The organism is Allobosea sp. FG18, assembly GCF_057809495.1.
This window is the reverse complement of the sequence record NZ_JBMDKB010000008.1, coordinates 195,473-211,236: the sequence shown is the minus strand read 5'-3', so window position 1 is coordinate 211,236 and position 15,764 is coordinate 195,473. Positions and strand designations below refer to the sequence as shown.

16 protein-coding genes are annotated in these 15,764 nt (G+C 67.1%); 13 read left to right on the top strand and 3 right to left on the bottom strand.

What is annotated here, in order from left to right; translation table 11 throughout:
- Nucleotides 1-677: ABC transporter permease (locus ACODTJ_RS11695; protein WP_488848870.1), on the top strand; the 677-nt coding region annotated here is incomplete at its 5' end.
- A 48-nt stretch (nucleotides 678-725) separates the two neighbouring features.
- Here ACODTJ_RS11695 and ACODTJ_RS11690 read toward each other — a convergent pair.
- From ACODTJ_RS11690 to ACODTJ_RS11680, 3 genes are all read right to left on the bottom strand, one after another.
- On the bottom strand, nucleotides 726-1,040 hold the full coding sequence (locus tag ACODTJ_RS11690) for a hypothetical protein (RefSeq protein ID WP_488848868.1): 315 nt from the start codon (nucleotides 1,038-1,040) through the stop codon (nucleotides 726-728).
- A 49-nt stretch (nucleotides 1,041-1,089) separates the two neighbouring features.
- Nucleotides 1,090-1,509 (bottom strand): hypothetical protein, encoded by a 420-nt coding sequence (locus ACODTJ_RS11685; RefSeq protein ID WP_454658596.1) that lies wholly within the window; start codon nucleotides 1,507-1,509, stop codon nucleotides 1,090-1,092.
- A 197-nt stretch (nucleotides 1,510-1,706) separates the two neighbouring features.
- Nucleotides 1,707-2,333, bottom strand: coding sequence for a GNAT family N-acetyltransferase (locus ACODTJ_RS11680; RefSeq protein ID WP_454658595.1), 627 nt, complete (start codon nucleotides 2,331-2,333; stop codon nucleotides 1,707-1,709).
- Between the two features lie 223 nt (nucleotides 2,334-2,556).
- On the opposite strand from ACODTJ_RS11680, the gene ACODTJ_RS11675 reads away from it, so the two are divergent.
- The 12 genes from ACODTJ_RS11675 (at nucleotide 2,557) to ACODTJ_RS11620 (ending at nucleotide 15,663) form a co-directional block, all read left to right on the top strand.
- The gene (locus ACODTJ_RS11675; protein WP_454658594.1) at nucleotides 2,557-3,423 is read left to right on the top strand and encodes an ABC transporter substrate-binding protein; all 867 of its coding nucleotides are present in this window, start codon (nucleotides 2,557-2,559) and stop codon (nucleotides 3,421-3,423) included.
- Entirely contained in the window at nucleotides 3,423-4,442 is a 1,020-nt protein-coding gene (locus ACODTJ_RS11670) for an NAD(P)H-quinone oxidoreductase (protein ID WP_454658593.1), read from the top strand. The genes ACODTJ_RS11675 and ACODTJ_RS11670 overlap by 1 nt, the downstream gene beginning before the upstream one ends.
- Nucleotides 4,443-4,506: 64 nt before the next feature.
- Nucleotides 4,507-5,340: an amino acid ABC transporter permease gene (locus ACODTJ_RS11665; RefSeq protein ID WP_454658592.1), complete on the top strand. Its 834-nt coding sequence runs from the start codon at nucleotides 4,507-4,509 to the stop codon at nucleotides 5,338-5,340.
- An 11-nt stretch (nucleotides 5,341-5,351) separates the two neighbouring features.
- On the top strand, nucleotides 5,352-6,170 hold the full coding sequence (locus tag ACODTJ_RS11660) for an amino acid ABC transporter ATP-binding protein (RefSeq protein WP_454658591.1): 819 nt from the start codon (nucleotides 5,352-5,354) through the stop codon (nucleotides 6,168-6,170).
- A gap of 19 nt (nucleotides 6,171-6,189) precedes the next feature.
- Nucleotides 6,190-7,032, top strand: a complete 843-nt coding sequence (locus ACODTJ_RS11655) for an ABC transporter substrate-binding protein (RefSeq protein ID WP_454658590.1) — start codon at nucleotides 6,190-6,192, stop codon at nucleotides 7,030-7,032.
- A gap of 68 nt (nucleotides 7,033-7,100) precedes the next feature.
- Complete coding sequence (locus tag ACODTJ_RS11650; RefSeq protein ID WP_454658589.1) at nucleotides 7,101-7,976, top strand: polysaccharide deacetylase family protein; 876 nt, start codon at nucleotides 7,101-7,103, stop codon at nucleotides 7,974-7,976.
- Nucleotides 7,977-8,133: 157 nt separating this feature from the next.
- Nucleotides 8,134-9,564, top strand: a complete 1,431-nt coding sequence (locus ACODTJ_RS11645; RefSeq protein ID WP_454658588.1) for an amidohydrolase family protein — start codon at nucleotides 8,134-8,136, stop codon at nucleotides 9,562-9,564.
- 66 nt (nucleotides 9,565-9,630) lie between these two features.
- Entirely contained in the window at nucleotides 9,631-10,536 is a 906-nt protein-coding gene (locus ACODTJ_RS11640) for a LysR family transcriptional regulator (protein ID WP_454658587.1), read from the top strand.
- Between the two features lie 195 nt (nucleotides 10,537-10,731).
- Entirely contained in the window at nucleotides 10,732-12,033 is a 1,302-nt protein-coding gene (locus ACODTJ_RS11635) for a Zn-dependent hydrolase (protein ID WP_454658586.1), read from the top strand.
- 54 nt (nucleotides 12,034-12,087) lie between these two features.
- Entirely contained in the window at nucleotides 12,088-12,747 is a 660-nt protein-coding gene (locus ACODTJ_RS11630; protein ID WP_454658585.1) for an aspartate/glutamate racemase family protein, read from the top strand.
- 15 nt (nucleotides 12,748-12,762) lie between these two features.
- Nucleotides 12,763-14,244, top strand: coding sequence for a dihydropyrimidinase (gene hydA / locus ACODTJ_RS11625; protein WP_454658584.1), 1,482 nt, complete (start codon nucleotides 12,763-12,765; stop codon nucleotides 14,242-14,244).
- Nucleotides 14,245-14,451: 207 nt separating this feature from the next.
- A complete protein-coding gene (locus tag ACODTJ_RS11620; RefSeq protein WP_454658583.1) occupies nucleotides 14,452-15,663 on the top strand; it encodes a M24 family metallopeptidase in 1,212 nt (403 codons plus the stop codon).
- Nucleotides 15,664-15,764 lie beyond the last annotated feature (101 nt).

Sequence of the window (15,764 nt, the reverse complement as noted above, 5' to 3'; positions counted from 1 at the left end):
CGCAATATCTGGAATTCCCGCCGCGGGAATGGTCGCTGCGCTGGTACGAGGCCTATTTCTCCTCGTCGAGCTGGATGGCGGCGACCGCGACCTCGTTCAAGGCGGGCTTCTGCACCGCGCTGCTGGCGACGCCGATGGGCACGCTCGCCGCCTATGGCCTGCACGCTGCGCGCCTGCGCTTCGCCGGGCTCGCGATCCTCGCTTTGCTGACGCCGACGATCGTGCCGGTCATCCTTGTCGGGATCGCGCTGTTCTACGCCTATGTGCAGCTCAAGATGGTCAACTCGTTCCTCGGCATCGTGCTGGCGCATACGATGCTGGCGGTGCCGATCGTGATGATGATCGTCGGCTCGGCCCTGAAGAGCTTCGATCTCGATCAGGAGCGGGTGGCGCGCAGCCTTGGCGCGACGCGGACGCAGGCCTTCCTGCAGGTGACGGCGCCGCAGATCGGCTTCGCCCTCGTCACCTCGGCGGTGCTGTCCTTCCTGACCTCCTTCGACGAGGTCGTGGTCGCGCTCTTCGTCTCCGGTGGCGACAATGCGACGCTGACGCGGATGATGTTCCTGGCGCTGCGCGATCAGATCGACCCGACCATCGCCGCGATCTCGACGATCATGATCGTGATCACGTCGCTGCTGCTGGCGGTGTCGCAGCTCTTCGGCAAAAGCGAGAGCTGAGGACGCGACCGCTCGCCTCTCGTCGAACTGATCGTCTGGTGGGCGCCCTCAATCGCGCTTCCGCCGGGAGCGAAAGCGATCGAGCAGGCCGAGACACCACAGCGCGAAGCGCGCCATCGGCCTTTGCAGCACGGGGAAGTCGGCGGCGAGAAGGAGCAGGCCGAGCGGCAGCATCCAGGCGCCCAGCAGAGGCAGGAACGAGAAGATCCCGCCCGCGATCAGGCCGATCCCGGCGGGAATGCGGACCAGCCGGGACTCGGGATGACGCAGCCAGCGCAGGCCTGCGGCCAGCCGGGGAGGCAGCTCGCGCTCGATGCGCCTGAAGGCCTGGCGCAATTCCTGTCGGGACGAGAGCGGCTGCATGATCGGGCGTCTGTCGCCTCATCGGGCCGGAGGAAAGCCGGCTATCGGATCAGCGAACGACGACGCCTTGCCGACGCACCCCTTTGGACGTGCGGCACGAGCAATCGTCTCCGAGAGAGGCCGGTCGCGCGAGGGCGCACAGCCGTGCAGACGTTCGGCAATGGCGCCCGAGTCCGCTCGTCCGCTCCGCCCTGCGATAGTACTGGCCCGATGACCGGCTCGGTTCGTAGAAGCGCGGGCTGTTGGCGCCGGCCCCGACCGGCGGCCCGGCTCCCGGAATGCCGCCCTGGCTCGAATGCAGCCTGAGATCCGGCACATTGTCCGTGATCGACGGCGGCCCCAGCCCCTGTCGCGGGCCGCCGGGGTAGAGCGGGCCAGTACCGGGCGTCGCGTCGAACTGGGCGCTGGCGGGAAGGGGCATCAGCGCGGCCAGCAGGGCTGCAGTCGCTGCGATGAGAGCGCGCATCATGCTGCACCTGTTCTTCCGAGTGGGCTTGTGTCGCATCGTCCAACCCTCTGCTCGCGTCGGTGTGGAACGCAAGGCGGATGGTCCTGTTCCGGTGCCTAGAGCGCATCCGCGATTCTTCGAATCCCGGATGCGCTCTGGACCTTTATTCTATCGCATTTTCTTCACGCGAACCGGTTTCCACTTCGCTCGAAAATGCGCTAGCGGCCGGGGCTGATCACCGATGTCACCTCCGACCACTGCGTCCAGCCCAGCACCTGATACAGGGCCCGGCCATCCGGCGTCGCGATCAGCGTGCCCTGGCTTGCGCCACGTTCCATCGCGCGCCGGGTCAAGGCACCCATGACCGTGGTCCCCAGGCCCAGCCGTCGATGCGCCGCCTGCGTGAGAATCTGGTCGAAGACGGCATGGCCGTCGACCATGCCGGCAGAACCGCTGGCCGCCAGGTCCCCGTCGTCGCTCGTGACCTCGACCCTGATCGCCGCGCCATCATCCCGTGAGGCCAGCCGGTAGCCGGGCGGCAACGGCAGGTCTTCGGGTGCTGCGAGCGTGGTCGTCATGAGAAAGGCGCGCTCGCGTAGGGTCCAGTTGTCCGGGAGCAGCGGCGCGGCGGCTTCGCGTGGCGCCGGCGCCTCGATATAGATCCCCGGCGCCTCGATCGACCGCGCCAGCTCCGACAGTACCGCGGGATCGAATCCGGGCAGTACGAAACGGCCGCGCTGGTCCGGCTTGCCGATCTCCAGCCACAGGCCGGTCGGCACGGCTTCCGGGGCAGGGTAGCCGCGCGTCAGCGCATAGCCGGAAGCCCAGATTTCGATGGGATTCATGGTCCGATCTCCGCTCGTAAGACAGGCGGAGAAGGCCCGGCCCGCACGATCCTCGCGCATATAAGCGCACCGAATAGAGGCCGGAAATATATCATAGCGCGTGGCCGCTCCGTTCCCGGGCATGCCCGCTAAGATCGCGCAGCGCCAAAAAGGCGCTCGGTTGCCGAACCTGCTCGACCTCAGGGTCTCGCGATTTCGCCAGCCGGCAAAACGGGGAACCATGATGACCGCTCATTTTCCGGCCGGACGACACCTTTCGGCAGCCGCTTTCGCCCTCGCATCCGCGCTCGCCGCCGCGACCCCGGCTTCCGCCCAGCAAAGCAGCATCCCGCTGCCGGCTGCACTGAAATCGGCCGGGCAGATCGTCGTCGGCATCGAAACCACCTATCCGCCGATGGCCTTCAAGGATCCGAAGACCAACGAGCGCGCCGGCTTCAATGTCGAGCTCGTCAATGCGATCGCTCGGGAACTCGGCATCGCCGTGAAGTGGGAGGAGATGAGCTTCGAACAGCTCATGACCTCGCTGACGACCGGCCGCATCGACATGATCGGCACCGCGATCAGCGACCTGCCGTCCCGCCGCGAGAAACTCACCTTCGTCGATTATCTCGCGACCGGCGCTCAGCCCTTCGCGCTTGCCACCAAGGCGGGCGAACTGAAGAGCAATGCCGATCTCTGCGGCAGGACGGTCGGTGCGCCCCGCACCACGAGCTACATGCCGGTGACCGCAGCCTGGAGCGAGAAGAACTGCACCGGCGCCGGCAAGCCCGCGATCACGGTGAACGGCACGGCCGGCGCGACCGCGACGCGGCTCGAACTGAAGCAGGGCCGGCTCGACGCCGCCGTGCTCGGGCCGGAATATGTCGCCTATCTCATGGCCGACGAGCCCAACACCTACGCCTTCGTCGGCGAGCCCTTGAACAAGACCCTGTTCGGCCTCGCCTTCGACAAGAAGAGCGTCGAATTGCGCGACGCCGTCGCCAAGGCGACTGCGGTGGTGATGAAGAACGGCGGCTATCAGCAGGCCCTGAAGAAATTCGGCCTCGAACGGCAGAGCCTTGCCGAACCCATGATCGACGCCGGCCAGTGATGCCGGCCCTGGCGATCGGCGATACGTCGATGAAGGCCGCGGTGCTCAGGCAATTCGGCGGGCCGGAAGCGCTGGTCTGGGACGATGCCCCGGCCCCGCGCGCCGGGCCGGGCGAGATCGTGCTGCGCGTCCACGCGGCGGCGCTGAACTATGCCGACCTGCTGCAGCGCCGCGGCAGCTATGGCATCGAGCAGAGCCTGCCGCGCATCATCGGCTATGAATGCTCAGGCGTCATCGCGGAGATCGGCGCCGGTGTGGCCGGCTGGCAGGTCGGCGATGCAGCCTGTGCCCTGGTTTCGGGCGGCGCCTATGCCAGCCTCGTCGCGGTGCCCGCGGCGCAGGTGCTGCCGATTCCCGTCGGTATCGGCCTCATCGAGGCGGCCGCATTGCCCGAAGCGGCCTGCACCGTCTGGTCGAACGTGCTCGATCTCGGCGCCCTCAAGGCTGGCGAGACCCTGCTCGTCCATGGCGGAGCCGGCGGCATCGGCTCCTTCGCCATCCAGGCGGCCAGGGCGATCGGCGCCCGCGTCTTCGCCACGGCCGGCAGCGGGGACAAGCTTGATCGTTGCCGCGATTTCGGCGCTGACCGGGCGATCTCCTATACGGACGAGGATTTCGTCGCCGTGATCGAGGCCGAGACCGGCGGGCGCGGCGTCGACGTCATCCTCGACAATATGGGCGCCGCCTATCTCGGCCGGAACGTCGCGGCGCTCGCTTTCGATGGCCGCATCACGATGATTGGCCTGCAGGGCGGGCGCGATGCGCAGGTCAATCTCGGTGCGATGATGCGCAAGCGCGCCGCCCTGTTCACGACCTCGCTGCGAGACCGGCCGCCCGCGGCCAAGGCGCGGATCGTGGCCGGCGTCCGTGATGATCTCTGGTCGCATGTCGCCGCCGGGCGCATCCGCCCCGTTATCGACCGCAGCTTTCCGCTCGCGGAGGCCGCTGCCGCGCATCGCTACATGGAAAGCGGCAGCCACGTCGGGAAGATCCTGCTGATCGCGCCGGAGGCCGTCTGAGCTTCCGGCAAGTCTTTTGCTTACCCACCGCCTTTCACCGACGACCTCAAGCCATCGAGGCCAGATGACCGCCGAAACCGAAAACCTCATCATCGTCCCCCGCCGGCATTTTGGGCGGATCATAGGTGCCGCGATCGTCTGCATCGCGCTGGCCGCGATCGTGCGCGCCTTCGCCGTCGGCCAGATCGAGTGGGACTATGTCGCCGAATTCCTGACCGTGCCGGCGATCCTGACCGGTCTCGTCAACACGATCGTCATGGCGATCCTGGCGATGGTGCTCGGCATCACGCTCGGCGTCGTCTTCGCGGTGATGCGGCTCTCGGCCAATCCCGTGCTCTCGAATACGGCGATCGGCTATATCTGGTTCTTCCGGGCCGTGCCGGCGCTGCTGCAATTGCTGCTCTGGTTCAACCTCGCGCTGGTCTTCCCGACGCTGGGCATCCCCGGCCTGTTCTCGTTCAAGACCGTCGAGGTGATGACGCCCTTCGTCGCGGCTTTGCTCGGGCTCGGCATCCAGCAGGGCGCCTTCACGGCTGAAGTGGTCCGCGCCGGCCTGCTCTCGGTCGATAACGGCCAGTACGAGGCGGCCCAGACGCTGGGCATGACGCGGCTGCAGCTCCTGCGGCGGATCATCATGCCCCAGGCCATGCGCGTGATCGTGCCGCCGATCGGCAATGAGTTCATCGGCATGGTGAAGCTCACCTCGCTGGCGAGCGTCATCCAGTTCGCCGAGATCCTGCACAGCGCGCAGAACATCTACTACGCCAATTCGCGCGTCATCGAGCTGCTGATCGTGGCCGCCATCTGGTACCTGGTCGTGGTCACCGTGCTCAGCCTGATCCAGGGCCGGATCGAGGCCTATTATGCCCGCGGCGTCGCCGCGCCGGCGAAGCGCTGAGGAGCGGCACGATGACCGATACCCTCCCTCAGGTCCGCACGACCGATCCCGATCATCTCGCGGCCGGCGCTCCGCTGGTCCTCGCCCAGAAGGTCGAGAAGCATTTCGGCCCGCTCAAGGTGCTGAAGGGCATCGACATTGCCGTCCCCAAGGGCGAGGTGCTCTGCATCATCGGCCCCTCCGGCTCGGGCAAGAGCACCTTCCTGCGCTGCATCAACCAGCTCGAGCGTATCGATGGCGGCGCGCTCTGGGTCTCCGGCGAGCGGGTCGGCTATCACCGCGAGGGCAACAAGCTTTACGAGCTGGACGATGCTGCCATCGCTCGCCAGCGCCGCTCGATCGGCATGGTGTTCCAGCGCTTCAACCTGTTCCCGCATCTCACCGCCCTGCAGAACATCATCGAGGGGCCGGTGCAGGTGCTGCGCGAGCCGGCCACTGACGCGACGAAGCGGGCGCTCGCGCTGCTGGAGCGCGTCGGCCTCGCCGACAAGCGCGACGCCTATCCCTCACAGCTCTCCGGCGGACAGCAGCAGCGCGTCGCCATCGCCCGTTCGCTCGCCATGCGGCCCGAACTGCTGCTCTTCGACGAGCCGACCTCGGCGCTGGACCCGGAGCTGGTCTCCGAGGTGCTGAAGGTGATGCGCGACCTCGCCGAGAGCGGCATGACCATGATCTGCGTGACCCACGAGCTCGGCTTCGCGCGCGACGTCGGCCATCGCGTCGCCTTCATGGACCAGGGCCAGATCGTCGAACTCGGCGATCCGCGCACCGTGCTGACCGATCCCAGGGAGGCGCGCACCCGCGCCTTCATCAACGCCGTCCGTCACTGATCACAAAAAGGGGAATACCATGTCGAAGACATCCATCCTGCTCGGTCTCTCGGCCATCGCGCTCTGCGCCACTGCCGGCTTCGCCCAGGCCCAGAGCCTGCCGGCGCGCATCCTGGAGAAGAAGACGATCTCGGTCGCCAATGTGCCGAATTACCCGCCGCTCGAGTTCAAGGATCCCAAGACCGGCACGCTGACCGGCCTCGACATCGATCTCGGCAACGCGATCGCCCAGAAGCTCGGCATCACCATCAAATGGGAGGAGATCAGCTTCGAGGGCATGATCCCGGCGCTGACAACCGGCCGCGTCGACATGATCCTGTCCGGGATGAGCGACCTGCCGACGCGGCGCGAAACCCTCGATTTCATCGATTATCTCGCCTCGGGCGCGCAGTTCTACACCAATGCCGACCGCAAGGACGAGTTCAAGGATCTCGCCGCGCTCTGCGGCAAGAAGGTCGGCGCCAGCCGCCGCACCTCCTTCCCGAAGGAGATGGAGACCTGGAGCAAGGAGAATTGCGAGGCCAAGGGCAAGCCCGCCATGCAGATCGTCGGCACCGAAGGCTCGGCCGATGCCCGCACGCAGCTTCGTCAGAAGCGCCTCGATGCCGCCGTGCAGGGCAGCGAGACCTTGCCCTATCTGATGGGCCAGGAGCCCGGCGTCTATGCCATCCTCGGCACGCCCTTCACCACCGTCTACCAGGGGCTGGCCTTCGCCAAGAAGGACACCGAACTGCGCGACGCCGTCGCCAAGGCCTTCGCGACCATGCTGGCCGACGGCACCTATGCCGCGGTGCTGAAGAAATGGGAGCTTGGCGAGGCCAAGGTCGACAAGCTGATGATCAACGGCGAAGCCAAGAATTGATCACGCACTAACCGCATTCGTCGCGCCCCGGCCATCCGGCAGGGGCGCCCCTCTCGAAAGACGACCTCATGCTGACCGACTTCCCTCACCGCGTCGCCAATCTCGCCGATCCCGCGCCAGATTATCCTTGGCCGGACGGCTTTCGCAGCGCGGTCTTCCCTGCCTTCGACGTCGATGCCGAGACGGCCTGGCTGAACTACGATGCGAAGAACACCGACCGGCTGGTGACGCTCTCCCATGGCGGCTACGAGCAGCGGGTCGGCGTGCCGAAGATCCTCGAGCAGCTTCGCCTCCAGGAGATCAAGGCGACCTTCTTCATCCCCGGCTGGGTTGTCGAGGTGCATCCGGCGATGTGCGAGGCCATCGCCAGGGATGGGCACGAGATCGGCCATCACGGCTATTCGCACAAGCGGCCGGAGCCCGGCGACTTCGCCGTCGACAAGGAAGAGATCGACAAGACGCTCGACATCTTCAAGCGCATCCTCGGCGTCACGCCGGTCGGCTACCGCGCCCCCTCGGGCGAGAACTACGACGAACTGCTCGGCTATCTCCGCGACAAGGGCATTCTCTATTCCTCCTCGTTCCGCGACGACATCCGGCCCTATCGCCACAAGCTGCGCGACGGCTCGAAAGGCCCGATCGAATTGCCGGTGGACATGTATTTCGACGATTGGCTCTACGGCCTGTCCCAGCGCTTCTCCCCGCGCCCGATGTTCCCGAAGGAGCATGTGCTCTCGATCTGGAACGACGAGCTCGACCAGCTCCGCGAATGGGGCGGCCTCGTCTCGATGGTGATGCACCCGCAGGTCTCCGGCCGGCCGATGCGGATCGGCATCATGCGCGAATTCCTGGCCCGCGCCCGCGGATTCGGCGACGTCTGGATCGCCACCGGCCAGCAGATCGCCGAGCATTTCATCGCGCAGGAAAAGAAGGCGCAGGCCTGAACCACACGCGACGCCGTCATCCCGGCCGCAGCGAAGCGGAGCACCGGGATCCATCGTAGAGCTCTGGAGCCCTATGATGGATCCCGGATCGGCGCTGCTGCGCAGCTTGTCCGGGATGACGGTCCTCTTCGAAAAGACGAGCGCAAACGAGATTGCCATGACCACCCGCATCCGCAAAGCCGATATCGTCATCGCCTATGACGCAGCGGCCGACGACCATGTCTATCGCCGCGATCTCGATGTCGTCTTCGATGCCAGCGGCATCCTGCATCTCGGCGAGGGCTTCACGGGCGAGGTCGCGCGCGAGATCGACGGCAAGGGCTTCATGGTCATGCCCGGCCTCGTCGACATCCATTCCCACCCGTCGAGCGAGCCCGGCAACAAGGGCATGACCGACGAGGTCGGCACGCCGAAACTCTACAACTCCTCGCTCTACGAGTTCCTTTGGCTGTTCCGCGCCGATGCCGAGGGTATTCCGCATCTGAACCATGTCGCCTGGTCGGAACTGCTGATGTCCGGCACGACGACGCTGGTCGATCTCTCCTTCCCGAGCGACGGCTGGCTCGACCGCGCCGCGGCGAGCGGCCTGCGCATGGTGATGGCGCCGATGTACCGCAATGGCCGCTGGTTCACCCGCAACGGCTATCAGGTCGAATACGAACTTGACGACGCGGCCGGTCGCAAGGCGATGGAAGACGCGTTCAAGGTCATCGACGCTGCGCTCGCCCATGAATCCGGCCGGCTCTCGGGCATGGCTTGCCCGGCCCAGATCGACACCTGCACGGAAGAGCTGTTCCGCGCCTCGATCGCCGCCGCCGCCGAGCGCAAGATCCCGATCCAGACGCATGCCGGCCAGTCGATCAGCGAGTTCCACGAGATGGTCCGCCGCAGCGGGCTCTCGCCGATCCAGTGGCTGGACAGCGTCGGCTTCCTCGCGCCGAACGCCTCGATCGCCCATGCGATCTTCCTCGATGACCACCCCTGGGTGCGCTGGCCGACCCGCAACGATCTCACCCGCCTCGCCGAGACCGGCACCTCGGTCGCGCATTGCCCGACCGTCTTCGGCCGGCGCGGCTTCACCCTGCGCGATCTCGGCCGCTACCTGAAGGCCGGGGTCAATATCGGCATCGGCACCGACACCTTCCCGCACAACATGCTGGAGGAACTGCGCCATGCCGGCGTCTATGCCCGGATCACCGGCGAGAGCCATGCGGTGGTGACGACCGGACAGGTCTTCCGTGCCGCGACGCTGGGCGGAGCGAAGCTCCTCGGCCGCGACGATATCGGCCGGCTGGCCAAGGGCGCGCAGGCCGATCTCGTCATGGTCGACCTGACCCATCCGATGATGCGCCCGACCCGCGACCCCCTGAAGAGCCTGGTCAATGCCGCGGCCGACCGCGCCGTCTCCCATGTCTTCGTTCAGGGCAAGCAGGTCGTCGCCGACGGCAAGGTGCTGACCATGGACTATCACGCCGCCTCCGACGGGCTGGAACAGGCGCAGCGTCGTGCGCTCGCCAAGGCGTCCTCGCTCGACTGGGCCGGGCGCTCGGTCGACGAACTCTCGCCGCCGAGCCTGCGCTGGGCGTAGGGCCGAAAGGCTGGCCTATCATTTGCTTTCCGAATAGAGTTGCCCTGTTCTATTCGGGACGCTGTCATGAATCTTCGCCAGATCGAGCTTCTGCGTGCCGTCGTCCGTTGCGAGACGACGGTTCGTGCCGCGCAAGAACTGGGGCTGTCGCAGCCGGCGGTTAGCAACGCGATCAAGCATCTCGAAAGCCAGGTCGGCTTCCCGCTGTTCGAGCGTGTCAACAACCGTCTGTTCCCGACGGCCGAGGCGCGCTCGCTCTACGAGGAATCCGAGCCGATCTTCACCCTGCACGCAGCCCTTGAGGCGCGCGTGCAGGACATCAAGGAGAACCGTGCCGGCCATATCCGGATCATCGCGACGCCGCCTCTGGGCTATGGCGTCCTGCCGGCGGCGCTGCGCAACTTTCTCATCAAACGGCCGAAGGTCCGGGTCTCCTTCGACATCCGCCGCTTCGAGCATGTCCTGGAAAGCGTGGAGAACGGAACGGCCGAACTCGGCTTCGTCATGGGTCTGGACGACGATCGGGGACTCGATGCCGAGACCTTCTTCGCCGGCGACATGGTCTGCGTCATGCGCCCCGAGCATCCGCTCGCGGCCAAGGCGACGATCACCCCGGAGGATCTGCGCGACGCGCCCTATATCGCGCTCGAACAAGGCACCCGCATGGGTACGATCGTCCGCCGCGCCTTCGCCCAGGCCGATGTGCCCTTCCGCTTCTCCGTCGAGGTCCGCTACTGCAACACGGCTTGCGTGCTGGCGGAAAGCGGTGTCGGCGTCGCCGTGGTCGATCCGCTGTCCCCGGTCTTCAGCGGCCATTACGATCTGGCCATCCGCCCCTTCGCGCCGGCTTCGGAGGTTCGGGCTTCGGCGGTCCGCTCGCGCAAGCGCCCGATCTCGCGCGCTGCCGACGCCTTCCTGCGCGAGGTCCGGCTCGTCGCCGCGGAAACGGCTGCCAAGCTCGGCTCCGGCTGAGAGGGCCGCGCTATTCAGCCTGCGAATGTCACCACGGAAATGCGCATAGATCGCGCCATTGTCCGGCCGCACAGGCTGGCTCAAAGTTCTCCGGCTGCTTTTCGGCGGCACCTATCATGAGACGACGCAGGCCTGGTCACGCCCGCCGATCACCGGCACGTGGCAGGGTTGCGCCCGACACCCGACCGGACCGAGATGACTGCCACCGCCAGGACGCTCCACACCGACGCGGCGATCGCCACGGCCGTCGCCGCCCAGCGCAACTGGGTGGAGAGCCTCTTTACCCGCTTGGCGGAGGGCAGCCGCGACAACCCCGGCATCACCCGCGATACCTATGGCGCGGGCGAGGATTTCGGCCATCGCCTGCTTGTGGAGCATGGCAAGGCGCGCGGGCTCGCTGTCTCGCATGACTTCGCCGCCAACACTTATGTCACCCTGCCGGGCCTCGAGGGCGGGGCGCCGCGCATCCTAATGGGCTCGCATCTCGACAGTGTGCCGCATGGCGGCAATTTCGACGGTGCCGCAGGTGTGATCGCCGGGCTCGTGGTCATCGAGACCTTGCGGGCGCTCGGCATCGCGCCGCGCTGCGACGTCACCGCGATGGGCGTGCGGGCGGAAGAGAGCGTCTGGTTCCAGGTCTCCTATATCGGCAGCCGCTCGGCGCTCGGCACCCTGCCGGACGGGGCGCTGGAGGCGAACCGCATTGATGACGGTCGCGTCCTCGCCGCGAGCATCGACGCCAGCGGCGGCATGTCCGAGGCGATCCGCCGGCGCGAGCGCCATCTCGACCCAGCCGCGATCCGGGCTTTTCTCGAAGTCCATATCGAGCAGGCCCCGAGCCTGGTCGAATCCGAGCTGCCGGTCGCGATCTGCACCGGCGTGCCCGGCAATTTCCGCTATCCCGATGCGCGCATCGTGGGGCGGCACGATCATGTCGGCACGCCCCGCCGCTTCCGCCGCGACGCCGCCATGGCCGGCGCCGAATTCGCCGTGATGCTCGACAAGCTCTGGCAGGACGAGGAGGAGACGGGCTTCCCGATGGCGGTGACGCTCGGGCGCTTCCATACCGATCCCGCCGTCCACGGCCTGACCACAGTGCCGGGGAGCTTCGCCTTCAGCCTCGATGTGCGCGCCTATGACCCGGCCGTGCTGGAGCGCGTCGAGGCCAGAATGCTGGCCGGCATCAGCGAGATCGAGACGCGCAGGCGCGTCAGCTTCGAACTCGGCACGCGCGCCAGCGCCGCGGTCGGCTCGGTCGATCCCGCCATTGTCGCCGGTCTTGAGGCTGCGGCGGCCCGGCAGGGCATCGCGACGATGCCGCTCGGCAGCCCGGCTTCCCATGATGCCGCCGCCTTTGCCGCCGCTGGCGTGCCGATCGCCATGCTGTTCGTGCGCAACGAGCACGGCAGCCACAATCCGCTGGAAGCGATGGAGGTCGACGATTTCCTGGCGGCCTGCACCATTCTGGCGGATTGGGTCGTGCGAGAGGTCGCCTGAGCCGGCTGGCAATGCCATGCTGAACCCTAGACCTGCCAATCTGGATACTTCGCGATGAGCCGCCGCCTCCGCATCCTCGTCATCAATCCCAACTCCAACGAGATGGTCACCGAGGGGTTGCGGCAGGCGCTGGTGCCGCTCGCCTTCGCGGAGGGGCCGGAAATCCTCTGCGAAACCCTGCGCGAAGGGCCGGTCGGCATCGAGACGCAGGAACATGTCGAAAGCGTCACCCTGCCGCTGCGCCGCCGGGTCGAGGCGGCCGGCGACGTCGATGCCTTCGTCATCGCCTGCTATTCCGATCCGGGCCTCCATGTCGCACGCGAGGGCACGGCAAGCCCGGTCTTCGGCATCGCCGAATGCGGCGTGCTGACCGCCCTGACGCGGGCGGACCGTTTCGGCGTGATCGCGATCAAGTCGCGCTCGATCCCGCGCCATATCCGCTATCTCCGCCAGATGGGGCTGATGGACCGGCTGGCGGGCGAGCGTCCGCTTGAAATGTCGGTGGCCGAGAGCGCGTCCGGCGAAGGTACGCTCCAGCGCATGATCGCGATCGGGCGCGAACTGCGGGATGCGGATGGCGCCGGCGCCATCGTGATGGGCTGCGCCGGCATGGCGCGCCATCGCCGCCCGCTGGAAGATGCATTAGGCGTTCCCGTGATCGATCCGACGCAGGCCGCGGTCGCCATGGCGATCGGCACGCTGATGGTGCGTTGAGAAGGACGAAGGCAGATGACGGCGAACTACGATCTGGTCATTCGCGGCGGCACGGTCGGCTCTGCGACCGGTAGCTTTCGTGCCGATGTCGCGGTCAAGGACGGCAAGGTCGCCGCTCTGGGCCTCGGCCTTGCGGCTGGTGCCCGCGAGATCGACGCTACCGGCAAGCTCGTCCTGCCCGGTGGCATCGACACCCACGCCCATGTCGAGCAGGTCTCGGCCGGCGGCTTGCTCAATGCCGATACCTTCGAGAGCGCCACGACCTCGGCTGCCTTCGGCGGCAACACGACGCTGATCTCCTTCGCCGCGCAGCATCGTGGCCTCGATCTGCGGAAGGTCGTCGACGATTATGCCGTGCTTGCCCGGCGCGGCGCGCTGATCGACTACGCCTTCCACCTCATCGTGGCCAATCCGGACGCCAAGACGATCCAGCAGGACCTGCCGGCGCTGATCGGCGAGGGCCACGCCTCGATCAAGGTCTTCATGACCTACGACCTGATCAAGGTCGACGATGAGCCGCTGCTCGACCTGCTGCTGACGGCCAGGCAGCACCGGGCGCTGATCTGCGTCCATGCCGAGAACCACGGCATGATCTCCTGGATGGGCAGGAAGCTTGTCGAGCGGGGCTATGTCGCGCCGAAATACCACGCGATCAGCCATCCGCGCGGTTCCGAGGCCGAGGCCTTCAACCGCCTGATCACCGCGGCCGAGCTGCTCGATCAGCCGATCATGATCTTCCATGTCTCGACGGCCGAGGGTGCGCAGGCGATCCGCGATGCGCGCGGGCGCGGCTTGAAGGTCTTCGCCGAGACTTGCCCGCAATATCTCTTCCTGACCCGGCACGATCTCGACAAGCCCGGCCTGGAAGGCGCCAAATGGATGTGCTCGCCGCCGCCGCGCGAAGAGGCGGACCAGGATGCGCTCTGGCAGTCGCTGGCGCTCGGCGACATTCAGACCGTTTCCTCCGACCATGCGCCCTATCGCTTCGACGAGACCGGCAAGCTCTCGGCCGGCCCCAACCCGAATTTCAAGCAGATCGCCAATGGCCTGCCCGGGCTGGAGACGCGGCTGCCGCTGCTCTTCGACGCGCTGGTTTCCAAGGGCCGGCCGGAATTCGCCGGGCGCGGGCTCGAAGCCTTCGTCAATCTGACGGCGACGGCGCCAGCCGAAATCTACAACCTGCCCGGCAAGGGCGCGCTGCTCCCCGGCTATGACGCCGATATCGCGATCTGGGATCCCGGCAGGCAGGTGACGATCACCGACGCGGCGATGCATGACCTCACCGGCTTCACGCCCTTCGCGGGGCGCCGCGTCACCGGCTGGCCGGAACATGTTCTCGTCCGGGGCGAGGATGTCGTCAGCGGCGGCACGCTGCACGCGGCTCCGGGCTCGGGCCGCTGGCTTGCGCGCACCGGCGGCAGCGCGGCGACCCCGACCGGGCGCCTCGTTGCCGATATCGACCCGCAGCGGAATTTCGGCGCGGCCCTGCTCGACTGAGGGCGCGGTTGCCGGGGCTGGCGTTGGCGAGGAGTCCCGGATCGCCGCTCGGCAACCTCTGCGCGCCTATTGTCGACAAAAAATATGCAATGTACGGTGGCGACATCGTGCTGGCGTCGACGGCTGCCGGATCGCCAGCCCGGCTGGTGCAGCAAGGCCAGTCGAAGCCGGGTGGCATAAGAGCCGATCGAAAGAGGATGTCGACCGATGAGCATTGGAGTGGGAGGCTCGAGCTTCGAAGCGGAGCTGGCCAAGCTTGAGGCAATGGCCGCCGGCGTCGCGCCGATCGCGGTCGGCGAGTTCAAGGCGCGGATCGCGAAGGCGCAACGCCTCCTGCGCGAACAGGGCCTGCAAGCCCTCTATCTCGATACCTCGACCAACCTGCACTATTTCACCGGCATCGAGCTCAAGCTCACCGAGCGGCTGCACGGCGCGATCATCCCGGCCGAGGGTGAGGTCGTCTATCTCAGCCCGGCCTTCGAGGAGCCCAAGACGCGCGAATACATGCAGTTCGGCGACGATGTGCGCTGCTGGGAGGAGCATGAGGACCCGACCGCGCTGGTCGTCGAGACCATCCGCAGCCTCGGCTACGAGAGCGGCTCCGTCGCGCTCGACCCGGAAGCTCCGTTCTATACCGTCGACGGACTGCGGAAGGCCGGCAACCGCTTCGATTTCACCAGCGGTGGCGCGATCACCGCCGCCTGTCGTCAGCTGAAATCGGCTGCCGAGATCGCTCTGATTCAGCGCGCCATGGACGTCACGATGGCGGTCCATCGCGCGGCGGCGCGCACGCTGCGCGTTGGCATGACGACGACGGAGCTCGTCGATTTCCTCGACAAGGCCCATCGCAAGCTCGGCCTGACCCCGACATTCGGTGCCGCGCAGTTCGGCGAAGCCACCGCCTACCCGCACGGCGTGCCCTATCCGCAGACGCTCGCCGAAGGCGACATGGTCCTCATCGACATGGGCGCCCGGCTTGGCGGCTACCACTCGGACATCACCCGCACCTATGTCTTCGGCGAGCCCACCGAGCGCCAGCGCGAGATCTGGAACCTGGAGAAGCGCGCGCAACTCGCCGGTTTCGCGGCGGCCGTGCTCGGCGCGCCTTGCGAAGCGGTCGACCAGGGCGCACGCGGCGTGATCGAGGCCGCCGGCTTCGGCCCCGGCTACAAGGTTCCGGGCCTGCCGCATCGCACCGGTCATGGTCTCGGCCTTGCGATCCATGAGGAGCCGTTCATGGTCAAGGGCAACCGCACGCCGCTTGCGCCGGGGATGTGCTTCTCGGTCGAGCCGATGATGTGCATCTACGGCGAATTCGGCGTTCGCCTGGAAGACATCGCCTATATGGCGGAAGACGGCGCGCGCTGGTTCACGGAGCCGGCCCATAGTGTCGACGATCCGTTCGGCCACGAGGCCTGAGCCTCCTTCCGGGCCGCCCGACGCTCACGGCCGGTCCGCGCCGCCGGTGTCGGCCGGCTGATGGTGCTGGCATCGACAGCGAGCACTCCCGCGGCATCCGG